The organism is Vibrio sp. sp1 (assembly GCF_016920955.1).
Classification (GTDB): domain Bacteria; phylum Pseudomonadota; class Gammaproteobacteria; order Enterobacterales; family Vibrionaceae; genus Vibrio; species Vibrio alginolyticus.
Window position 1 is genome coordinate 116,627 of the sequence record NZ_CP060589.1, and the last position, 20,973, is coordinate 137,599.

18 protein-coding genes are annotated in these 20,973 nt (G+C 43.6%); 11 read left to right on the forward strand and 7 right to left on the reverse strand.

The genetic code is table 11. The features are described from left to right. Positions 1–136: 136 nt before the first annotated feature. Both H9L11_RS00625 and H9L11_RS00630 read right to left on the reverse strand, forming a co-directional pair. Entirely contained in the window at positions 137–322 is a 186-nt protein-coding gene (locus tag H9L11_RS00625) for a hypothetical protein (RefSeq protein WP_005376906.1), read from the reverse strand. A gap of 174 nt (positions 323–496) precedes the next feature. Next, positions 497–2,014 carry a fumarate hydratase gene (locus H9L11_RS00630; protein WP_005376905.1) on the reverse strand — a complete coding sequence of 506 codons (1,518 nt, stop codon included), beginning with the start codon at positions 2,012–2,014 and terminating at the stop codon, positions 497–499. A 270-nt stretch (positions 2,015–2,284) separates the two neighbouring features. Between H9L11_RS00630 and pabB the strand changes: the two genes are divergently transcribed. Next, a complete protein-coding gene (gene pabB / locus H9L11_RS00635) occupies positions 2,285–3,649 on the forward strand; it encodes an aminodeoxychorismate synthase component I (RefSeq protein WP_042522775.1) in 1,365 nt (454 codons plus the stop codon). A gap of 364 nt (positions 3,650–4,013) precedes the next feature. On the opposite strand, the gene H9L11_RS00640 is transcribed toward pabB, so the two are convergent. Then, positions 4,014–5,714 carry an ATP-binding protein gene (locus H9L11_RS00640; RefSeq protein WP_005388280.1) on the reverse strand — a complete coding sequence of 567 codons (1,701 nt, stop codon included), beginning with the start codon at positions 5,712–5,714 and terminating at the stop codon, positions 4,014–4,016. A gap of 7 nt (positions 5,715–5,721) precedes the next feature. Further along, entirely contained in the window at positions 5,722–6,261 is a 540-nt protein-coding gene (locus H9L11_RS00645; RefSeq protein ID WP_005388282.1) for a heme NO-binding domain-containing protein, read from the reverse strand. 231 nt (positions 6,262–6,492) lie between these two features. Here H9L11_RS00645 and H9L11_RS00650 point away from each other — a divergent pair, with 231 nt between their 5' ends. From H9L11_RS00650 to H9L11_RS00670, 5 genes are all read left to right on the forward strand, one after another. Continuing rightward, positions 6,493–7,092, forward strand: a complete 600-nt coding sequence (locus H9L11_RS00650; RefSeq protein ID WP_005376901.1) for a CoA pyrophosphatase — start codon at positions 6,493–6,495, stop codon at positions 7,090–7,092. A 345-nt stretch (positions 7,093–7,437) separates the two neighbouring features. Next, complete coding sequence (locus H9L11_RS00655; protein WP_005376900.1) at positions 7,438–8,691, forward strand: aromatic amino acid transport family protein; 1,254 nt, start codon at positions 7,438–7,440, stop codon at positions 8,689–8,691. Between the two features lie 97 nt (positions 8,692–8,788). Next, on the forward strand, positions 8,789–10,150 hold the full coding sequence (locus H9L11_RS00660; RefSeq protein ID WP_005376899.1) for an L-serine ammonia-lyase: 1,362 nt from the start codon (positions 8,789–8,791) through the stop codon (positions 10,148–10,150). Positions 10,151–10,361: 211 nt separating this feature from the next. Continuing rightward, complete coding sequence (locus H9L11_RS00665) at positions 10,362–12,077, forward strand: EAL domain-containing protein (protein ID WP_205390922.1); 1,716 nt, start codon at positions 10,362–10,364, stop codon at positions 12,075–12,077. Between the two features lie 94 nt (positions 12,078–12,171). Continuing rightward, positions 12,172–12,639, forward strand: coding sequence for a GNAT family N-acetyltransferase (locus H9L11_RS00670; protein ID WP_172563569.1), 468 nt, complete (start codon positions 12,172–12,174; stop codon positions 12,637–12,639). 89 nt (positions 12,640–12,728) lie between these two features. Here the strand turns inward: H9L11_RS00670 and queD are convergent, their stop codons facing one another. Continuing rightward, positions 12,729–13,091, reverse strand: a complete 363-nt coding sequence (gene queD / locus H9L11_RS00675; RefSeq protein WP_005376896.1) for a 6-carboxytetrahydropterin synthase QueD — start codon at positions 13,089–13,091, stop codon at positions 12,729–12,731. A 293-nt stretch (positions 13,092–13,384) separates the two neighbouring features. On the opposite strand from queD, the gene H9L11_RS00680 reads away from it, so the two are divergent. Both H9L11_RS00680 and asnS read left to right on the forward strand, forming a co-directional pair. Next, on the forward strand, positions 13,385–15,010 hold the full coding sequence (locus H9L11_RS00680; RefSeq protein WP_053304300.1) for a methyl-accepting chemotaxis protein: 1,626 nt from the start codon (positions 13,385–13,387) through the stop codon (positions 15,008–15,010). Between the two features lie 189 nt (positions 15,011–15,199). Continuing rightward, positions 15,200–16,600 carry an asparagine--tRNA ligase gene (gene asnS / locus H9L11_RS00685; RefSeq protein ID WP_205390923.1) on the forward strand — a complete coding sequence of 467 codons (1,401 nt, stop codon included), beginning with the start codon at positions 15,200–15,202 and terminating at the stop codon, positions 16,598–16,600. Between the two features lie 91 nt (positions 16,601–16,691). Here the strand turns inward: asnS and H9L11_RS00690 are convergent, their stop codons facing one another. Both H9L11_RS00690 and H9L11_RS00695 read right to left on the reverse strand, forming a co-directional pair. Then, positions 16,692–16,916, reverse strand: a complete 225-nt coding sequence (locus H9L11_RS00690) for a hypothetical protein (protein ID WP_033905633.1) — start codon at positions 16,914–16,916, stop codon at positions 16,692–16,694. A 98-nt stretch (positions 16,917–17,014) separates the two neighbouring features. Continuing rightward, on the reverse strand, positions 17,015–18,406 hold the full coding sequence (locus H9L11_RS00695) for a PLP-dependent aminotransferase family protein (RefSeq protein ID WP_053304299.1): 1,392 nt from the start codon (positions 18,404–18,406) through the stop codon (positions 17,015–17,017). 258 nt (positions 18,407–18,664) lie between these two features. Here H9L11_RS00695 and H9L11_RS00700 point away from each other — a divergent pair, with 258 nt between their 5' ends. From H9L11_RS00700 to H9L11_RS00710, 3 genes are all read left to right on the forward strand, one after another. Further along, the gene (locus tag H9L11_RS00700) at positions 18,665–18,895 is read left to right on the forward strand and encodes a hypothetical protein (RefSeq protein WP_017636104.1); all 231 of its coding nucleotides are present in this window, start codon (positions 18,665–18,667) and stop codon (positions 18,893–18,895) included. Between the two features lie 245 nt (positions 18,896–19,140). After that, positions 19,141–19,440 carry a hypothetical protein gene (locus H9L11_RS00705; RefSeq protein WP_005376885.1) on the forward strand — a complete coding sequence of 100 codons (300 nt, stop codon included), beginning with the start codon at positions 19,141–19,143 and terminating at the stop codon, positions 19,438–19,440. Positions 19,441–19,771: 331 nt separating this feature from the next. After that, complete coding sequence (locus H9L11_RS00710) at positions 19,772–20,962, forward strand: amino acid aminotransferase (RefSeq protein ID WP_017636105.1); 1,191 nt, start codon at positions 19,772–19,774, stop codon at positions 20,960–20,962. Positions 20,963–20,973: the final 11 nt, after the last annotated feature.

Consider the following 20,973-nt stretch of genomic DNA (forward strand, 5'->3'; position numbering starts at 1 on the left):
TGAACAAAACATCCGGCTTAATGCTGTATCAAAAAAGAAAAGCCCCTGAGTGGTTCAGAGGCTTACTTAATCTACAGCATTAGTTACTCTATATGCGCTGATTACTATGTTAAACAGGAACCCGCTTTCTTTAAGCCTAGTCGTCTTCGATCAACTTATAGATAACAAATAGAGCGATTTCTAAAATCAGCCACAACACACATGTGATGGTCACGTACTTTTCATCAAAGATGCTGATACCGTGAAGAATCAAGTCATAGCCAACAAAGCCACCTATCACTACAGCAAGAATAATTTGTAGAATCTGAATAAAACGAGGCATGCCGTCTCCTAATTATTGTTCGCATAACGTTTGATTGCTATGCCTAAAGGTTTATATCCTTAATTATATAGACAAAAAGTGCAGGTTTCGCTGCACTTTTGTCAATTGTTTGCTAGGTAAATCAGCACCTTGTCACATTCTCTCTACTGAGACGCAGCAAGATTGCCCTTTGCCTTATGCTTCCATCTCTTGAATTTTCACTTTCCAAGTGTCTGGACCAATTTGGTGCGCGTTAACACCATTTGAGTCGACAGCCACTGTTACTGGCATATCTTCAACTTCAAATTCGTAAATCGCTTCCATACCTAAATCTTCAAATGCGACAACGCGAGCTTTCTTGATCGCTTTCGCCACCAAGTACGCAGCGCCACCGACAGCCATTAGGTAAACCGCTTTGTGATTCTTGATAGATTCAACCGTTGCAGGGCCACGCTCAGCTTTACCGATCATGCCCATGATGCCTGTTTTTTCTAGCATCATATCGGTGAATTTATCCATACGCGTTGATGTTGTTGGGCCAGCAGGACCAACGACTTCATCACCAACTGCATCAACAGGGCCTACGTAGTAAATGAACTTACCGTTTAGATCTACACCTTCAGGCAGACCTTCGCCATTATCTAGCATGCCTTGAATACGTTTATGCGCAGCATCACGACCAGTCAGAATTTTACCTGATAGAAGAACCGTTTCGCCTGTCTTCCACTCTTGTACTTCTTCTTTAGTAATTGTATCTAAGTTTACGCGACGCGTATTTTCGCCCGCTTCCCAAGTGATGTCTGGCCAATCTTCTAGTTTAGGTGGTGTTAGCTCTGCTGGGCCGCTACCATCAAGCGTGAAGTGCACGTGACGAGTCGCCGCACAGTTCGGGATCAAACAAACAGGCTTAGAAGCCGCGTGCGTTGGCGCAGTTTTGATTTTAACGTCGACAACAGTCGTCAAACCGCCAAGACCTTGCGCACCGATACCAAGTTTGTTCACGCGATTGAAGATATCCAAACGAAGCTCTTCTTCTGCGTTTTGTGGGCCACGGTCAATAAGCTCTTGAATATCGATGTGTTCCATTAGAGATTCTTTTGCCAATACCGCTGCTTTTTCAGCCGTACCGCCGATACCAATGCCAAGCATGCCAGGAGGACACCAGCCCGCCCCCATTGTTGGTAGCGTTTTTTCTACCCACTCAGCAATATCGTCAGATGGGTTTAGCATCACCATCTTAGTTTTGTTTTCGCTACCGCCGCCCTTCGCAGCGATCTGAATTTCAACTTTATCGCCCGGAACCATGTTGATATGTACGACGGCAGGCGTGTTGTCTTTGGTATTAATACGTTTACCAGCAGGGTCCATAAGTACTGACGCACGCAACGGGTTATCAGGGTTCGTGTACGCTTGTCGAACACCTTCATCTACCATCTGCTGAACCGTCATGTCGGTCGAATCCCATTGCACGCCCATACCGATGTTGACGAAACACGTCACAATACCAGTATCCTGACAAATTGGACGGTGACCTTCTGCGGACATTCGGGAGTTAATTAGGATCTGAGCAATCGCGTCTTTCGCGGCTTGACTCTCTTCGCGGTGATAGGCTTTTTCAAGAGCTTGAACAAAGTCTAGCGGGTGGTAGTAAGAAATATACTGTAGCGCATCAGCGACACTGCTGATCACATCCTGCTTGCGTATTACCGTCATTACATGCCTCGTTATAGTTATGCTTCCATTATTGGCTTGGCTTCAATCGTGTTTGTTAAGCTTATTGCTCTTTTGAGCTTCGTTTTTTATAAACAATTGTCGAACGGCTGATATCGACACACGAAATGCTGAAGTTGCCTACTTGTAAACCATCTCAAAACCCTATGAATAGAGGGAGTTTGGCTACACAGAGGAATATGATACTCTTGCTGCCCATGACATGCCATGCAGTGAACGATCTCTTTGTCACAAATTACACAAATGAACAACATGGACAATCAATTCATTGATTTTAAAGCGTTGGAATACGCACCAGAGTTTGCTCTTCACCTTTTTTCTCGCATTCAACACCAGCCTTGGGCGATGTTGCTGCGTTCTGCATCAAAAACGCATATCGATAGCCGCTTCGATGTATTGGTTGCCAACCCAATTGCAACGTTAGAAACCACTGCCGACAACACACAAGTTGAAACGCCATCGAATGCCTATTCAACTCAAGATGACCCATTTGCGCTGCTTCATCAGATGCAAGAACAGTGGCTTCCTCACGTAGAGTTAAATAAAGAATTGGATTTGCCTTTTGTCGGCGGTGCGCTAGGTTACTTCAGTTACGATTTAGGTCGCCGCGTAGAAACGATGCCAGAAGTGGCAGAAAAAGATCTCAACACGCCGGATATGGCGGTAGGTCTGTATGAATGGGCCGTCGTTGTTGACCACAAGCTTAAAAAAGCATGCTTAGTCGGTCAGAACATCGAGCAAGCTTGGCAATGGTTAAACGAGCAAAAAGCAGAACAAACCGTTGACTTCGCTTTGTCTGGTGCTTGGCAGTCAAACATGACAAAAGAGAGCTACGCCACTCGCTTTGACAAGGTGCAAGAATACTTGTTGAGCGGTGACTGTTATCAGATCAATTTGGCGCAACGCTTTAACGCACCGTATCAAGGCAGTGAGTGGCAAGCGTATCTAAAATTAGAGTCCGCCAACCAAGCGCCATTTTCCGCTTTTATCCGTATGCCTGAGTCTTCGATTTTGAGTATCTCTCCAGAGCGCTTTTTAGAGCTCAAAGATCGCGTCATTGAAACAAAACCAATCAAAGGTACTCGCCCACGCAGCGAAGATCCAAAGAAAGATAACGCTAATGCCCATGACTTGCAGACAGCGGAAAAAGATCAGGCAGAAAACCTGATGATTGTCGATTTGCTGCGTAATGATATTGGTCGGGTTGCATCACCGGGTAGCGTTCACGTGCCAAAGTTGTTCGATATTGAAAGCTTCCCTGCCGTGCATCATTTGGTGAGCACCATTCGTGCAAATTTGGATGAACAATACGCTCCTGCGGATTTGCTGCGAGCGTGTTTTCCAGGTGGTTCAATCACGGGAGCACCTAAAGTTCGCGCAATGCAGATCATTGAAGAACTGGAGCCGCATCGACGCAGCGCGTATTGCGGCAGTATTGGCTATATTTCACGCCATGGTCGTATGGACACCAGCATTACTATCCGAACTCTTGTAGCGGAAAAAAACAAACTTTACGCTTGGGCTGGCGGCGGCGTCGTGGCAGATAGCGATTGCGCCTCTGAGTATCAAGAAACGTTGGATAAACTTTCAAAGATTTTGCCAGCGCTGCAATCGTAGATTTCAACCGTGGACAACGTCGCTTTAATGCTATTGACGAAAACAATCTAAAACGCCTCCAGAACGGTAATGCCGCTCATTTAACAGCGAGTGGCATATTTCTGTATCTCATCACCCTGCACAGCGACGAAGGAGCGTGATACAGGTTCTTCTATTCAAGCACTTTGTGGTCAAATTTGTTTCATTACCCGCTCATCGTGCTGCTACTAGATTCTCAGTCTCGCCAAGGCTCGCTAGAATGACCCAAAAAACATCGTTAAATGATCGGCATTATCCAGTGTGGTGCGTTTTTTTGTGTGTTTTATTTGCATGTACTTTAGCTTTTAGCCGTTGGCCAACAAACATACTTTTTAAGAGGCAGCGTCTACTGCTCAAGCCACTTACACATAATCTGTTCGATATCGGTTGCGGTGTACGGCTTAGTGAGGATGTCGTCCATGCCTGAATCAATGCACTTTTGACGCTCTTCGATGGTAGTGCCAGCGGTTAATGCAATAATAGGATGAGTAAAGCCACGCTCTCTCAGATACATCGTCGCCTCATAACCATCCATTTCTGGCATTCGGCAGTCCATGAATATCAGTTCGTAGTCTTTACTTTTCACCGCTTCTAATGCTTCTTTGCCGTTGGCTTTTAAATCAGGTGTAATGTCGAGTTTTTTCAGCATTTGAGTAACAATGACTTGATTCATTCTGATGTCATCAACCACTAATATTGAGCGTCCTGCTAAATCGCTTCGCTCTATGGTGACCAACTCCCCCTCTGCTGTGCCTTGTGCTTGCCCTTCCTCAAGAGGAATAGCAACTTTAAAAGTTGTCCCTTTGCGCTCTTCACTTTCAAAGCTAATTTGACCTTGCATCAAATCCACAAGGTTTTTACAAATCGCGAGACCTAAACCTGAGCCTTCAAAGCTGCGTTTCGCCGAGCGATCAACTTGGACAAATGGATCAAAGAGTGACGGCTGTGCTTTTATTGGGATGCCAATACCAGTGTCTTCAACCTCAAAATAAGCCGTGCCGTTAAGCCATTCCACCCGTAACACGACACCACCCAAGTGAGTAAACTTAATCGCGTTTCCCACCAAGTTAACCAAAATTTGTGTAATGCGCTCTAAGTCACCGACTAAAAATTCTGGAATCCCCAGCTTTTTGTCGATAGAGAAATGGATGCGTTTTTCAGCAGCCTTAGCTGCAAATACACCCATGATGGCTTTTTCAAGTTCCTCCCAGGCAAAGACTTTATGTATGATTTCCATCATACCGGCATTCATCTTACTGAAATCAAGAAGATCATTAATGATAACTCTCAATAAGTCCCCTGATTGAGTCAGATTGCTCAAGTATTGACGCTGCTCTTCTTCTAATTGGGTTCGACTCAATAACTCCGCACTACCCAATACGCCATTGAGAGGAGTTCGCAGCTCATGGTTAATCATGGCGACAAACTCCTTCGTCGCTTTTTCTGATTCCTCAGCCCGCTTTCTCAGCTCGACCTCTCGCTCTAAACTTAAGTGTCGACCAATAACACCATGAACTAAGTCAGACACGAGCTCCATCTGTTTGGAAATAAAAGACTGATCGATTTGATCTTGCAACACAGAGAAAATCAACTCCCCAACCGTTTCCCCATCAATGATAACTGGCAAATGCAAATTCTCTCCCTGCCAATTAGGAGAGGTTAAAATCTCGTTGTTATGACGAAGCTGTAAGTGACCAAAGTGATGACGACGCAATGAGCTCAGCTTTGTAGCGTCAAGAAACAAGTAAGCCGCAGAAATGATCGAGTTAGAAGTGAGCTGCTCAATAAAGCTCGCTATCATTGCTTCATCGAACGTGCTCGATAAAAAAGTACGACCGAACTTAATCAACGTGGCATCAATTTGCTCTTCAAACTCAAACTTACGAAGATCCTTTTTAGATTTCAGCTCTAGCTTTTTCAATGCAACACTGAGTTGCTGGTTGGATTCATATAACTCTAAGCTTTTCTGTTCCAACAGCTGCTCAGCTGCTTTTCTTGATGCAACTTCTCGTTTGAGTTTCCTTTCTAATGAGGAACTTCCCGTCATATCGTTCTTATTGAGCCTCTAACCAAAAACGTACTTTGCTGCCATCTTCTGACTGGTTTTGATGTTTGATATGAACTACCTCACCAAAATGTGCAGCACAGCCTTTTATCAATCCTAAGCATACGTGAGACATACATCTTGCGCTGTGGTAGTCAAATACCAATTGGGATTGATTTTCACTAATGAAATCAAATTGCGGAGGGTTAGCATCAGGATAGAGCTTCTTAACTTCGACATGAATAAAGTCTTCAACATGGCGAACAAATTGAAACGTCGTTTCACACTGTTGCAAACTGGCGTGACTAGGAATGGAGCGAAGTAAATTCAAAAAGACGCACTCTCCAAACACTTCTTGCAGTTGCTCGGGGGGAACACCAGATACTTTACTGAGATTCACGATCAACTTAACCAAGTCTTTGTGATCGTAACTACCAACAGCGGTGTAAACACCTTCATCGTTAGAAAGATCGAGAACTTGGTCTAACACATCAAGACCGAATTTCTCTTCTACTAACTCCATGAACTCGGTGAAAATAATCCCTTTCATTGGCCAATACTTGTCCTATAGTGACGTCCTAAAATAAAGAATGGTGTATAACCTTATAAGTTTCAAATTAATATGTTCAAGCAGAGTGAGACACACAACACAAAGAGGGAAAGTGCTGGCGAGTGCTTTAATGCGAATGTTTTATTTGGTAACCAGTAACGATAACGCCATACGCTTTGCCGTCTTTGAGTATAATAAATAATGGTTAGGCACGATAAATAAGGACCCAGTTTGGTTATCGACAAAACTCATTTACTACAGAACTTTCAATTTCGGCTTCCAACGGGCTACCACAAAGAGTCCCTTGCACGACTGAAATGGATGAAAGAAAAGTCCCTGAGAGATGCGGCAGTCTTAATCGGTTTTGTGGAACGCGATGACGGGTTACAAGTCATTCTGACTAAGCGCGCAGCCCACTTACGCCATCATCCGGGACAAATCAGCTTTCCCGGTGGCAAATATGAGCAGGAAGATATTCAGCTCGTGAATACCGCTTTAAGAGAAACCAAAGAAGAAGTTGGGATAGAAGATGAGCATATTCATGTGTTTGGTCAACTGCCTACACTACCAACGATTAGTCAGTTTAATGTGACACCTTTTTTGGCTTTTGTTTCTCCGGAATATAAAACGCATATTGACCCAAATGAAGTAGAGTCAGTTTTTGAGGTTCCAGCCAACCATATTCTGAACCCCAAAAAATTGTATAGCACCAAATTTGACCTAAAAAGAAGCAGTCATCGTGTATTTGCTATCCCATATAGACAGCATTTCATCTGGGGCATGACGGCACAAATTATCGAATCAATGCAAAAACATATTATTTCACATTAAACAGTTGTTGATATCGGTGCTTTTATAGGCGCGATCATTATGCGCATCAATATTAATAAAACGTTGCTTCATAAACATTCATTCACATTAGATTAATTTTCCATTTTCACCGCAAACGCTTGCGGTGAAATAAATTTATACAAACAGCCCTATTGATAAGTTTTTCTAATTTTACTCATTAGCAGAAATCACGAGTAGCACATCATTTTCGTGATAAAAAGCAGGTTTTTGACATATCATTCAATAAGCGTAAGCAATAAATGATTTAGATCTAATTTTCCTAGTGTAAAATCTTGCAAAATTACTCCCGACTTATTTCCTGTTCCCAAAATGAGTAACTAAAAAATGAATACAACTACTTCTGCGGTTTCTACCGCACAATCGTCTAGTAAGTTTTCTTACAAAGACTTTACCTGGTGTCTGTCCCTTTTTGGTACGGCAGTAGGTGCAGGTGTACTGTTCCTTCCTATTAAAGCAGGTGCAGGTGGCTTCTGGCCATTAGTAATCCTAGCCCTAATTGCAGCACCAATGACTTGGTTCGCACACAAATCTTTAGCTCGTTTCGTTCTTTCTGCGAAAAACCCTGAAGCGGACATCACCGACACAGTAGAAGAGCACTTTGGTAAGACTGGCGCAAACCTTATTACGTTCGCTTACTTCTTCGCTATCTACCCAATCGTACTTATCTACGGTGTTGGTATCACAAACACAGTTGACTCTTTCCTAGTTAACCAAATGGGCATGGAATCTATTCCTCGCTGGCTACTTTCTGGTGCACTTATTGCTGCAATGACAGCAGGCGTAGTATTCGGTAAAGAGCTTATGCTGAAAGCAACTTCAGCAATGGTTTACCCTCTCGTGTTCATCCTACTAGCACTGTCTGTATACCTAATTCCTGGTTGGAACACTTCAATGATGGAAGTGTCGCCTGACTGGGGTGCAATGCCAGCTATCGTTTGGCTAGCAATCCCTGTTATTGTGTTCTCTTTCAACCACAGCCCAATCATTTCTCAATTCTCTAAAGAGCAACGTCGTGTATACGGTGATGACGCAGTTAAGAAAACTGACACTATCACTGGTGGCGCAGCAATGATGCTGATGGGCTTTGTTATGTTCTTCGTTTTCTCTGTTGTACTTTCTCTGTCTCCAGAGCAACTAGCAACAGCGCAAGAGCAAAACATCTCTGTTCTTTCTTACCTAGCAAACGTGCATGAATCTCCACTGATCTCTTACATGGGTCCATTGGTTGCTTTCGCAGCGATCACCTCTAGCTACTTTGGCCACTTCTTAGGCGCGCACGAAGGTCTAGTTGGTCTAGTGAAATCTCGTTCAAAATCACCAGTAAGCAAGATCGAGAAGATGTCTCTAATCTTCATTGTAATCACAACTTGGATCGTTGCTATCGTTAACCCAAGCATCCTAGGTATGATTGAAACAATGGGTGCACCGATGATTGCGGCAATCCTATTCTTGATGCCAATCTTCGCAATGCAAAAAGTTCCTGCGATGGCTAAGTACAAAACTTCAGCACCTGTGCAAATTTTCACAGCAATCTGTGGTCTTGCTGCAATTAGTTCTGTAATCTACGGCGCTCTTTAATCATCTCTGCCCAGTGCAGTATGATTAATCCAAAAATATAACGATAAAATTAAGCCTCCCAACTCCCCTTGGGAGGCTTTCTTCTGAGGTAATCGATATGATTAGTGTTTTTGATATCTATAAAATCGGTGTTGGACCTTCAAGCTCACACACTGTAGGCCCAATGAAAGCGGGTAAAGAGTTTATTGATGATCTTCGTGCAATGGGAAAACTGCGCGACATCACTAAAATCACCGTTGACGTTTATGGATCACTATCACTGACAGGGAAAGGTCACCACACAGATATTGCTATCATCATGGGTCTTGCAGGCAACACTCCTGAGAAAGTTGATATCGATTCTATCCCGGGCTTTATCGCTCGTGTAGAAGAAACTGAACGCCTTCCTGTTGGCATGCACTGTCACACAGTATCGTTCCCACGTGAAGGTGGAATGAACTTCCACAAAACAAACCTAGAGCTACACGAAAACGGCATGCAGATCCACGCTTGGATTGATGACGAAAAAGCGTACTCAAAAACTTACTACTCTATCGGCGGTGGTTTCATCGTTGATGAAGAAAATTTCGGTAAAGAAGCTGAGAACCCAGTAAAAGTACCTTACCCGTTTACAACGGCAGAGGAACTGGTTAACCAATGCCACGAAAGTGGATTGTCCATCAGCGCACTAACCATGAAGAATGAGCATGCGCTTCATTCAGATGAAGAAACTCGTACTTATTTCGCGAACATCTGGCGCACAATGCGCGAGTGTATGGATCGCGGTATGAATGAAGAAGGTATTTTGCCTGGTCCACTACGCGTGCCTCGTCGTGCAGCAGCACTTCGCCAGCAGCTACTTACTTCAGAAAAGACGACAAACGACCCAATGTCTGTTGTTGATTGGGTAAACATGTTTGCTTTCGCAGTAAACGAAGAGAACGCAGCAGGTGGCCGCGTTGTTACAGCACCAACTAACGGTGCGTGTGGCATCATCCCTGCGGTACTGGCTTACTACGATAAGTTCATCCAAACTGTGACTGAAAAAGATTACATCCGTTACTTTGCGGCTTCTGGCGCAATCGGTGGTCTTTACAAGCGCAACGCGTCTATCTCTGGTGCTGAGGTTGGCTGTCAGGGTGAAGTTGGCGTGGCATGTTCTATGGCAGCAGCAGGCCTTGCTGAGCTTATGGGTGGTAGCCCAGAGCAAGTGTGTATGGCAGCAGAAATCGCGATGGAGCACAACTTAGGTCTAACGTGTGACCCAGTTGCAGGTCAGGTTCAGGTTCCATGTATTGAGCGTAACGGTATTGCGGCAGTAAAAGCAATCAACTCTACTCGCATGGCACTACGTCGCTCTTCAGCTCCAACTGTTTCTCTAGATAAGGTTATCGAAACCATGCTAGAAACAGGTAAAGACATGAACGCGAAATACCGCGAAACATCTCAAGGTGGTCTAGCAATCAAAGTGATTTGCTAACACGCCTTTCTGAATACCAATCAAAACCCGAGTTTATGCTCGGGTTTTTTTATACCTAAAAAATCCAGGAAAATGCGTTATCAGGACAAGTAAAAAAAACCTAAAACGTTGAATATATCCAAATATTATGGATATCTCAGTAAAAAATCACATCTCTTCCCTAGCTTTATTGATAACGTAGCCAAAAATTAAACTTGGAGCACATCAACACATGATTAGGTTTGAAATTGGAAACCAAATCTGCGTTTGCTTGTCCGAAAACGAAATATCTCTAGAGCTCAATCAGTCACTCCACCACTCCATTCCTGTCAACCCAAATGAGTACGCCATTCTGTCAACTATCGCCACATACGGCAGTTTAAATACGCCGATTAGTCAGCGGTTAATAGAAAGCAAAATCACTCAACAATACAAAATGACACTGCCTGAAAATGGCTTTAAAAACGCGGTGGCCGCTCTAAGAAAGAAATTTCGCAAGCTCACGGAAGAACACTTAACCACTAACAAAAACATTATCGAAAACATTCACCGGACCGGATACTTCATCCCTTTTACTATGCAAAACAACCACCAGAATGGCATCGAACATCAACAGAAGATCAATCAATACACAACCAATAGTCTTCGAAAAGCACTTCGTATTTGCCTGCGTAATAAAAAGATCTATTCAGAAGCGATGTGGGTTGTGTTGATCACTGCGATCATTTTCTTTGCTATCTGTTACTACGCGATAAACAGCATCGTTAAACATAATTATCTGGATAACGCCTTCGAAATTGCAGAGAGCCTTTCCCGCAGGAGTTGCTTTGCTAATGAAAGCGAACTGAAGTCACTATTTGATAATGTGAAGTTGGTGGAATCGAGCATGATGCTAGATCGTTTCAATATTCGATGCTTAGTCACTCCAGAAACCGTTGTCCCTGTCAGCAAAAAAGCCTTTGAAGAGTGGAGTAACAATAACAATTACACCACCCAATCATTTGACTTAAATAACGCAACCGTTTTGGTTCGTGTTAAAAACATTAACTTATCCGACAATGTTGAAAATCATATTTCACGTTTTTTTCTTTCTGGTATGAAGCTATCAACGAATACCGGAACGTCGTTAGAGATTGGTAACACCAATGAACGCTTTTTCAATTATCACGTAAAGAATAGTGGCTATAAAGAGGTGTATTACATCTCTGGACCGTTTCAAAGTATCATTCTACTGAGCTTACTTTTTCTCATTATACTGCGTCACCGCTCCCTACAAGCCTTTATGGCTTACTTGTGCGCAATTCGACAATTCAAAATAAAACTGGAACCGATTTATAACACTTCGGCACAAAAGATTGTGCACTACGAAGCCCTCTCCCGGTTTAAGGTAAAAAATACGCAACGGTTTATTGAAACACTGATCCGCAATGGATTGCTGCTAACTCATACCTTACTGGTGATTGATTCCATCTACACCAAACAAAAAGCGTTGCCCATCCCTATCAGCATTAACGTTTGTCCTTCTTTGCTGCGAGGGCGTAACTTTTCAATCCTATATAGAGAGCTATCTAATCGGGATTGCCGTTTGCTGACAATCGAAATCACAGAAAATGCATCGATGTACTATACCTCTGAGATTTATGGCAATGTCGCGAAACTAAAAGCTCTGGATTGTAAAATCAGTATTGATGACTTTGGCACCGGTAATAATAATGTGGCGCTTATCAGCAAGCTGAATCCGGACTATATCAAAATCGACCGAGAATTTGTTATTGGCCTAAAAACTGATGATAAAAAGATAGAAACCTTGCGTCAGTTAATTGCTATGGGCAATACGTATCGCTGCACGGTCATTGTTGAAGGCGTAGAAACGGCAGACAGTGCTCACTTACTCACAACATTGGGCGCATACATTCACCAAGGTTATTATTACCCTCTTCATTGCTAGCTTTTCTTCACTCGGTTAGTTACTTAAAATAGATTTAATACTCTATAAAAACTCGTGGTGGCATAACGGTATGCCGCCAATTTGTGATTGAGCGATGATTGCGATTAAACCCACCAAACTGAAAGATTTTTCAAGTTTGATGCAATTGGATGTGCAAGAAGAGCAAAAAGGATTTTTTACACCGTTTGAAATGGCTTATCAAAAACGTAGTAAGTCAGAGGCGTTCTTTACGATTTATTCTGATGACCTATTAGTAGGCTATCTTGTTATCGATAAAGGTTTCTCCCAACATGCGCCGTTTGCTAAACGATACGAACTGGAGCTTAAATACTTGATGATTGATCAACGTTTCCAACGTCAAGGGGTTGGGAGTGAGGCATTGCGTAAACTGTTCCTTTATGCGTATACCATTAACCCTAAAAGCACCTCTCTTTGCTCCACTGTTCCACAAAGTCAGCAATACGCTATGAGTTTTCTTGATGCGTGCGGATTCATTAATACAGTGGAAACAACATTGGGTGATAATGAAAAAGAATGGATTCTACGACACCCATTAAGCTAGCAGGCGAAGCATAATCAAAATTGGGGCATTCAGATACAACAAAGGCAAGCTTCTCGCTTGCCTTTGTTTAATGCTCAATGGAAAGTGACTTATTCACCTTTGTAAATACAACCCGCTGTGCACGTTTCTTTGATTTCTACTTTACTTAGCAGTGGTAAGCTTGGCTTAAGCTGCTGCCAAATCCATTTTGCTAATACTTCGCTAGTCGGGTTCTCTAACCCTTCAATGTCGTTTAGGTAGTAATGGTCTAAGCGATTGTAAATTGGTTTAAATGCAGCTTTGATCTCTGCAAAATCCACTACCCAACCTGTATGTGGATCAACTTCACCTTCTACATAAAGACGAACAAGGAAAGAGTGTCCGTGCAAACGACCACACTTGTGACCTTCTGGTACGTGTGGCAAATGGTGTGCTGCTTCGAACATAAACTCTTTGTATAATTCTGTTTTCATCTTGATTCTCAGGCTTTAAAAAGACAGGCAATACTAAGGAATTCGCTGCCAAGAGACAAGCGTTACCCCATACAAGCGTAGCAAAAACTTCCGCTGGTTCCTGGCCTCTTTGCTATCACTCACACCAGAGCGCCGTATTTCTGTCACGCGCCAAACATTTGATTACACAGCACTCACATCACAATTACATATCCCCAACATGTGTGGGGTCACAATCATTCATTTCGTTGTTCGCAGTGCGCATTTGTGCACATTAATATTGTGCAGTTCGTTCCAATTACACTTATAAATTTATGCGCTCAACTATCACTTTTAAGCTCTTACTGGCGTTAATTGCTGTCTTCAGCTGCGTTCTAGCTGCCTCTACGGCTTACCAATACCATCAACAAAAAACCTTAATCAATGATGTTCTTAGTGAACAACTCCATGATAAGGCTAGCAATTATTTCGATAGCCTAAATATGATGATGCTTACGGGCACCATGTCGCAAAAAGAAACCTTACGTCAAAAGGCCCTGACCCAAGAAGGCATTGAAGCAGTTCGCGTGTTGCGAGCTGATACTGTGACCAAACTTTACGGACCTGGGCAACAAAACCAGCAGCCTGTCGATGATATTGATCAACGAGCGTTGAATGGTGAACTGGTGATTGAACCAATCTCAGCCGATTGGGGCAAAGGGTTAGTAGTCGCACTACCAATGAAATCGAGCGAAAATTACCGTGGCACCAACTGCGTTTCTTGCCACGTTGCACCAGCAGGAGAAGTGTTGGGCGCGATTCGCTTGGAATACAACATGAACCACGTCAATTCAATGATCAGTAAACAGGCAATGTTTGCGATGGGAATAATGGCCGTAATCGCATTTGTGGGCTTCATCATAACGATGAGTTTGATTCAGAAAATCATTGTACGACCAATTCAAAGAACGTCGAAATTCATGTCGAATGTGAGCCATAGCAAAGATCTATCTCAACGACTTATGCATCACCAACAGGATGAAGTGGGCCAACTTTCTACTTCAATCAATTCATTCATGGATACGGTCTCCGAAAGCTTAGAACGTGTGCAAGACACCTCTCACTCACTTGCCGACTCCGCGAGTAAACTAACTGCTGTCGCGCAGTCCACAGATAAAGCGGCCAATAACCAACAGCTAGAGACCAACGAAGTACAAATTAATATCACCGATATGTTGCAGCAACAAACTGCGGTTGAGGACTCGACTAATAATGCTACTGTTTTGGTCAATCACACCGTTGATGTCGCCACTCATAGTGCAAGCCAAGCACACAATGTAAGTGAAGACATCAAACAACTAGTAAGTAACATTGATACCGTACGGGAAAAAATCAGCTCTCTAAACCAAAGAACCGAAGAAGTGTCGTCCATTCTTGTGGTTATTAAGGGTATTGCAGAACAAACCAACCTGCTCGCGTTGAATGCTGCTATTGAAGCCGCCCGTGCCGGAGAGCAAGGACGCGGTTTTGCGGTCGTCGCGGAAGAAGTGCGTAACCTGGCTTCTAGGACGGCTGAAGCCACTGGTAATATTGAACATATCATTTCTCAATTCCAGCAAGGAAGTGAAGAGTCATTAACTTCTGTTGATACCGTCTGCCAGTTTGCTCATCAACGCTCTGTCGATGTCGAGGCACTATCAGCCACAATGCATAACGTTGTTGACGAGATGCGCCAAGTTCTCAGGCATGCAGAAGATATCCAAAACCAGACGCAAACCACATCTGATGTAAGTCAGCATATTCAATCTAAAATAGATGTGATCACACTGCATGCTAACGACACATCGCAATCAGCATCGCACACGCGTGATATTAGTGTTGATTTAGAGCATCTATCCGAACGTTTAGAGCAATTACTAAACCAATTCACACTTTCAGAGCACAAAAGAGTGAATAAATAGAGAGATTCTCCCCATCAAAACGAATATAAAGGTTGATGCGAGCGAATTGACAGGTAATATGTCTCGTTGAATCTGTAAAATGCTACCCAACTCAGCGCTTAGCTTGTTTTTTGAACAAAAATGTTATTAGACAAGTACTTTAAGTAAGCGTTGAGTTGAATTTTTACCTCAATGGAGAATATTGAAAACATGACTTACGCGCCTGTATCAGACGTATTGAAAGGTCAGCTAGCAGTAGACAGCGAAGTGACTGTTCGTGGCTGGATCCGTTCACGTCGTGATTCCAAAGCTGGAATCTCTTTCCTTGCCATATATGACGGCTCTTGTTTCGACCCGATTCAGGCCGTGGTCCCAAATAATCTTAATAATTACGAAGAAGAAGTATTAAAGCTAACGACTGGCTGCTCTGTTGAAGTAACTGGTAAGATTGTTGAATCTCCTGCAAAGGGTCAAGACTTCGAACTTGCTGCCACTGACGTTAAAGTGGTTGGTTGGGTTGAAGATGCTGAAACTTACCCAATGGCAAAAACTCGTCACTCAATCGAGTACCTACGTGAAGTTGCGCACCTACGTCCGCGCACAAACGTAATCGGTGCAGTAGCACGTGTACGTAACTGCCTATCTCAAGCAATCCACCGCTTCTACCACGAGCAAGGTTACTTCTGGGTATCTGCGCCGTTGATCACGGCTTCAGATGCTGAAGGCGCTGGTGAAATGTTCCGCGTATCTACGCTAGACATGGAAAACCTTCCTCGCACTGACGCTGGTAAAGTGGACTACAACGAAGACTTCTTCGGTAAAGAGACGTTCCTAACCGTATCTGGTCAGCTAAACGCAGAAGCTTACGCTTGTGCGCTAAGCAAAGTTTACACTTTCGGCCCTACTTTCCGTGCTGAAAACTCAAACACAAGCCGCCACCTAGCAGAATTCTGGATGGTTGAGCCTGAAGTTGCGTTCGCAGAACTGGATGATGTAGCGAAACTGGCTGAAGACATGCTCAAGTACGTGTTTAAAGCGGTGCTTGCAGAGTGTCGTGATGACCTTGAGTTCTTCGCTCAACGCATCGACAAAGAAGCAATCACTCGTCTAGAGCAGTTCGTTTCTTCTGACTTCGCGCAGGTTGACTACACTGACGCAATCCAGATCCTTCTTGATTCAGGTCGTGAGTTCGAATTCCCAGTTGAATGGGGTATCGATATGTCTTCTGAGCACGAGCGTTTCCTTGCTGAAGAACACTTCAAAGCACCTGTAATCGTTAAGAACTACCCGAAAGACATCAAAGCATTCTACATGCGTGCTAACGATGACGGTAAAACAGTTGCAGCGATGGACGTTCTAGCACCGGGCATCGGCGAAATCATCGGTGGTTCTCAGCGTGAAGAGCGCCTAGACATTCTAGATGTACGTATGCGTGAAGTGGGTATCGATCCTGAACACATGAGCTGGTACCGCGACCTACGTAAATACGGTACAGTGCCACACGCAGGCTTCGGTCTAGGCTTCGAGCGCCTAGTATCTTACGTAACTGGTATGGGCAACGTTCGTGACGTGATCCCATTCCCACGTACTCCTCGCTCTGCGAACTTCTAATCACTTTTTAGTGATGTTGAATTAAAAAGACCTCCCATGTGGAGGTCTTTTATTTTGTACGAATGATTTTCTAGCAACCGGTGTATGCACTCTAGTTGTTATCTTCGTCGTCATCCTCATCTGCTCGCGCTGCGTATTTTACTCCAACCACACACAAGCCAAACATCACAAATGGGATAACGGCAGCAGTGTATTCCGTCCAAACCATATGAGAAAAAGATTTCGCCAATATCAAGTGTGCAAACACCAACAAAAATGCGCTAAAAATAGCAACACCCATCAACCTAAGTTCATGCTTTACCAACTGCTTTTTCATTCCGGCTCCTAACCTAAATGGTTGTCTGCCCATGATTGAAACACAGCTTCGGTATCGTCCACTGATACAGTTTGAGCAAAAAACAGGTAAACAGTTGGCTAATGAAGTAATTCTCCGACCGTCTTCACGGCTTGTTCTAATTCATCATTTACAGGTAACGATGTATTAAGCCTCAGGTAGTTCTCATAATTTGGAGCGACAGAAAACAACTGACCAAATGCTACAGTGATGTTCGCTTCCAATAACTTTTGATAAATCGCTTTTCCGCACTTTGTTTTCGGCAGTTCTATCCAAAGAAAATAGCCGCCTTCCGGTTGCGTGTAACGAATCGATTGGGGAAAGTACTTATCAACCAGTTCAATAAACGCCAATTGCCGCTGCTCAAGATTCTTTCGCAGTTTTCTAAGATGGCTATCATAACTATCGTTTTGCAAGTAATGCGCGATACCCTGCTGGATTGGTGCACTGCCTGACAACGTCGAGATAAGTTGCAGCTTTTGAAGTTGCGCATTGAAGCGTTTGTTTACCACCCAGCCCAGCCTATAGCCAGGGCAAAGGCTTTTTGAAAATGACCCACAATGCAATACGCGCTCTTGTGTATCAAAAGCTTTAAGTGAGCTTGGCTTTTTTTCAGAAAAATAAAGCTCTGAATACACATCATCTTCGATCAAGTACACATCGTATTTGTCAGCCAGTTCGACGATACGCTGCTTCTGCCCGTCACTTAATAAGGTTCCTGTTGGATTGTGAAAGTTAGTCATTAACCAACATGCGCGAACATCATTGTCGGTAAAAGTCGCTTCAATTTGATCCACTGAATGTCCAGTTAACGGATCCACCGTTATTTCTATCGCCTTTAGACCTAAACGTTCAATCGCTTGAAGTGCGCCATAAAACGTCGGTGATTCAACTACAACAGTATCTCCAGGCTGGGTCACGGCCTGAAGGCTCAAATTCAACGCTTCTAATGCGCCAGAAGTAACGACAATATCATCATGGGTAAACACCATACCTTGTTGGATGTACCGTTGAGCAATCAAACGGCGTAGAGACTCACAGCCCGGCGGCAAGTTATCCAATAACGTCTCTGCCCCCATTTTCCTGCCTGAGCTGGCTAGGTTGCGGTTTAGCGCTTCTAATGGGAACAATGCAGGGTCTGGAAACGCGGAGCCAAACTTCACCGCATTCGGTGAGGCCTGATTTTTGAGGTAGTCGTAAAGTTCATCGTTGATGCTGGAGCGATAAACGGAAGTGGCTGGAGAACTCGGTTCGAAGCGGTCCAACTCCGCAGTCACAAAGTATCCAGACTGAGGTTTCGCTGCGACCCAACCTTGTGCTTCGAGCAGCTGATAAGCTTGTAATACCGTACCTGCGCTGACAGAATGGTTTCGGCTTGTTACACGCACTGATGGCAGCTTTTCCCCTGCTCTCCAAGTATTTTGCTGAATCTGCGTTTTGAACAGCTCAGCCAGTTGACGGTATCGGTTCATGTTTCCCTCATTTCACTTACAGCCGCACCATAGCATACTTCGCGCCAGCATTCTGATATGGGAGTATTCAATTTAGCAACGTAATTTATCAATCTTATAATAGATATTTCAGCCACGAAGTGAGCGTTTATATCCCATACTTTGACCGTTACACACATATTGCCTCACATCTTTGCAATACCTAAAAGCCAAGGTTTTACGTTGGACTGAGTGCGTTAAACTCACTTCGAACTACTGTCTTTAAATCAGGAGGAAGCGATGAAAGTTTTTACAATGGACGATCTCTCGTATCGCGGAAAACATAAAGGTGTACATAGTTGGGACCATCCTGGCAGTACCACCCCTTATTATTGGCATCCTGATTGGCTGCATATCGCTGAAGATGCTTTGGGTGAACACAAAAAGGCTGACCTTGAAGTCCCTGATGGAGAAACAGCGACAGAAGAGCATGCAAAAGCGGCGATTCTCAAACACTTGAATGACGAGTAGTTTAGGCTCTATCACCGTTCAAGAATAGCATTAGGTAGGCGAATCCATCGTTGTATGCTTTAAACACAAATAAAGCTAAAACCTGCCAAATAGTAAATTCTTCTGAATGAGAAGTACGCATCTTCTATAGCGTTCAAAGGGCAAAATAAGTCGATTGTTATCACATTAATTTTCATTACATCTGTTACATTTAAATAGTAATGGTGATGCACACCTCAACTCATGGATTATGAGAGAAAACAATAATGGCGAAATACAACGAAGAAGATATTAAATACAAAGGTGAATCCAACGGCGTACATTCTTGGAGCTCTCCTTCCGGCCAACCTTATTACTGGCACCCAGATTGGCTACACGTTGCGGAAGATGCGACGGGTACGCATCCGAAGCAAAAACTTGAAGTTGAAAAGACAGAAGTACCAACCGAAAAGCACGCATTAAAAGCGATCTTAAAGCATATGAACGACTGGGCGACTGAAAAACTTTCTTCTAACCCTGACATCGAAACCAATGCGGTTGAGTCGGAAATCAATCTGAAGAAATAACCCCAACCGATATCCATACTCTAACAGTAAACGCTCCACCTTTGGTGGGGCGTTTTTGTCTCAACAAATCCTCACTAGACAATTATAAACGTGTTAACGCAAAGCACTGAATTGAAACGATTGGGATGTGTGCAAAACTTCTCCAACCATGGCATAAATGCCCTTCAAACTCTGTGCCTACCAAACGTTTTCATGGCAAAAACTTTAGTTATGTTAGAATTCTGTTTCAAATCGCAACTTTTTTAGGTTTTCTTTTCAGTAACGGTTGTAACCAATATTGCTGAAAGGTATAAATGTTAGCACACCCCTTCGATTAACATGGATGAAGATTATGTTTGAAAAAGTAGTTGCCGCTCCGGCTGACCCTATTCTTGGCCTTACTGAAGAGTTTAAAAAAGATGCTCGCGCAGACAAAATTAACCTTGGCGTAGGTATTTACAAAAACGAGCAAGGCGAAACTCCCGTTCTTGCGACAGTAAAGAAAGCTGAAGCAGCACTTGTTGAAACTGAAAAAACCAAATCTTACCTAACCATCGAAGGCACAGCAGAGTACGGCATTGCAGTGCAAAAACTGCTTTTCGGCTCTGATGCAGAAATTGTAAACGAAAAACGCGCTAAAACAGCTCAAGCTCCGGGTGGTACTGGTGCACTACGTGTTGCCGGCGAGTTCATTAAACGTCAACTAGGCGATGTAAAGATCTGGATCAGCAACCCAACATGGGCGAACCACAACGGCGTATTTACTGCTGCTGGTATCGAAACGGCACAATACAGCTACTACAATGCTGAAACAAAAGACAAAGACTTCGATGCGATGCTAAATGATCTGCAATCTGCATCTGAAGGCGACATCGTGCTTCTACACGGCTGCTGTCACAACCCTACAGGGATCGATCCTACGGCTGAAGAGTGGGAAACATTGGCGAAACTTGTCGCAGAGAAGAAATTGCTTCCTCTGTTCGACTTCGCCTACCAAGGCTTTGCTAAAGGTGTGGAAGAAGATGCTGCAGGTCTTCGTACTTTTGCTAAATACAACAAAGAAATCCTAGTCGCGAGCTCTTTCTCGAAAAACTTTGGCCTATACAATGAACGCGTAGGTGCCTTCACGTTAGTAGCTGAGTCAGAAGAAGTCGCAACAACCGCATTTTCTCAAGTTAAAGCCATTATTCGCTCTATCTACTCTAACCCACCTGCACACGGCAGCGCTGTCGTGACTCACATTCTTGGCAACGCCGAAATGCGTGCGGAATGGGAAGCTGAAGTAGCAGAAATGCGTGACCGTATTCAAGAAATGCGTGAACTGTTTGTAGCGACACTAAAAGCAGAGGGTGTGGACGCAGACTTTAGTTTCATCGAACGTCAAAATGGTATGTTCTCTTTCTCTGGTCTTTCTAAAGAGCAAGTTAACCGCCTTAAAGAAGAGTTCGGTATTTACATTGTCGGTTCTGGCCGAATCAGTGTTGCTGGTATGACGAAGTCAAATATGGGCCCTCTATGTAAAGGCATTGCAGCGGTTTTATAATCGACTGTCGC

Coding starts and splice junctions, on each gene's coding strand:
- H9L11_RS00625 (WP_005376906.1), bottom strand. CDS start 322: ATGCCTCGTTTTATTCAGATTCTACAAATTATTCTTGCTGTAGTGATA.
- H9L11_RS00630 (WP_005376905.1), bottom strand. CDS start 2,014: ATGACGGTAATACGCAAGCAGGATGTGATCAGCAGTGTCGCTGATGCG.
- pabB (WP_042522775.1), top strand. CDS start 2,285: ATGGACAATCAATTCATTGATTTTAAAGCGTTGGAATACGCACCAGAG.
- H9L11_RS00640 (WP_005388280.1), bottom strand. CDS start 5,714: ATGACGGGAAGTTCCTCATTAGAAAGGAAACTCAAACGAGAAGTTGCA.
- H9L11_RS00645 (WP_005388282.1), bottom strand. CDS start 6,261: ATGAAAGGGATTATTTTCACCGAGTTCATGGAGTTAGTAGAAGAGAAA.
- H9L11_RS00655 (WP_005376900.1), top strand. CDS start 7,438: ATGAATACAACTACTTCTGCGGTTTCTACCGCACAATCGTCTAGTAAG.
- H9L11_RS00660 (WP_005376899.1), top strand. CDS start 8,789: ATGATTAGTGTTTTTGATATCTATAAAATCGGTGTTGGACCTTCAAGC.
- H9L11_RS00665 (WP_205390922.1), top strand. CDS start 10,362: ATGATTAGGTTTGAAATTGGAAACCAAATCTGCGTTTGCTTGTCCGAA.
- H9L11_RS00670 (WP_172563569.1), top strand. CDS start 12,172: ATGATTGCGATTAAACCCACCAAACTGAAAGATTTTTCAAGTTTGATG.
- queD (WP_005376896.1), bottom strand. CDS start 13,091: ATGAAAACAGAATTATACAAAGAGTTTATGTTCGAAGCAGCACACCAT.
- H9L11_RS00680 (WP_053304300.1), top strand. CDS start 13,385: ATGCGCTCAACTATCACTTTTAAGCTCTTACTGGCGTTAATTGCTGTC.
- asnS (WP_205390923.1), top strand. CDS start 15,200: ATGACTTACGCGCCTGTATCAGACGTATTGAAAGGTCAGCTAGCAGTA.
- H9L11_RS00690 (WP_033905633.1), bottom strand. CDS start 16,916: ATGAAAAAGCAGTTGGTAAAGCATGAACTTAGGTTGATGGGTGTTGCT.
- H9L11_RS00695 (WP_053304299.1), bottom strand. CDS start 18,406: ATGAACCGATACCGTCAACTGGCTGAGCTGTTCAAAACGCAGATTCAG.
- H9L11_RS00700 (WP_017636104.1), top strand. CDS start 18,665: ATGAAAGTTTTTACAATGGACGATCTCTCGTATCGCGGAAAACATAAA.
- H9L11_RS00705 (WP_005376885.1), top strand. CDS start 19,141: ATGGCGAAATACAACGAAGAAGATATTAAATACAAAGGTGAATCCAAC.
- H9L11_RS00710 (WP_017636105.1), top strand. CDS start 19,772: ATGTTTGAAAAAGTAGTTGCCGCTCCGGCTGACCCTATTCTTGGCCTT.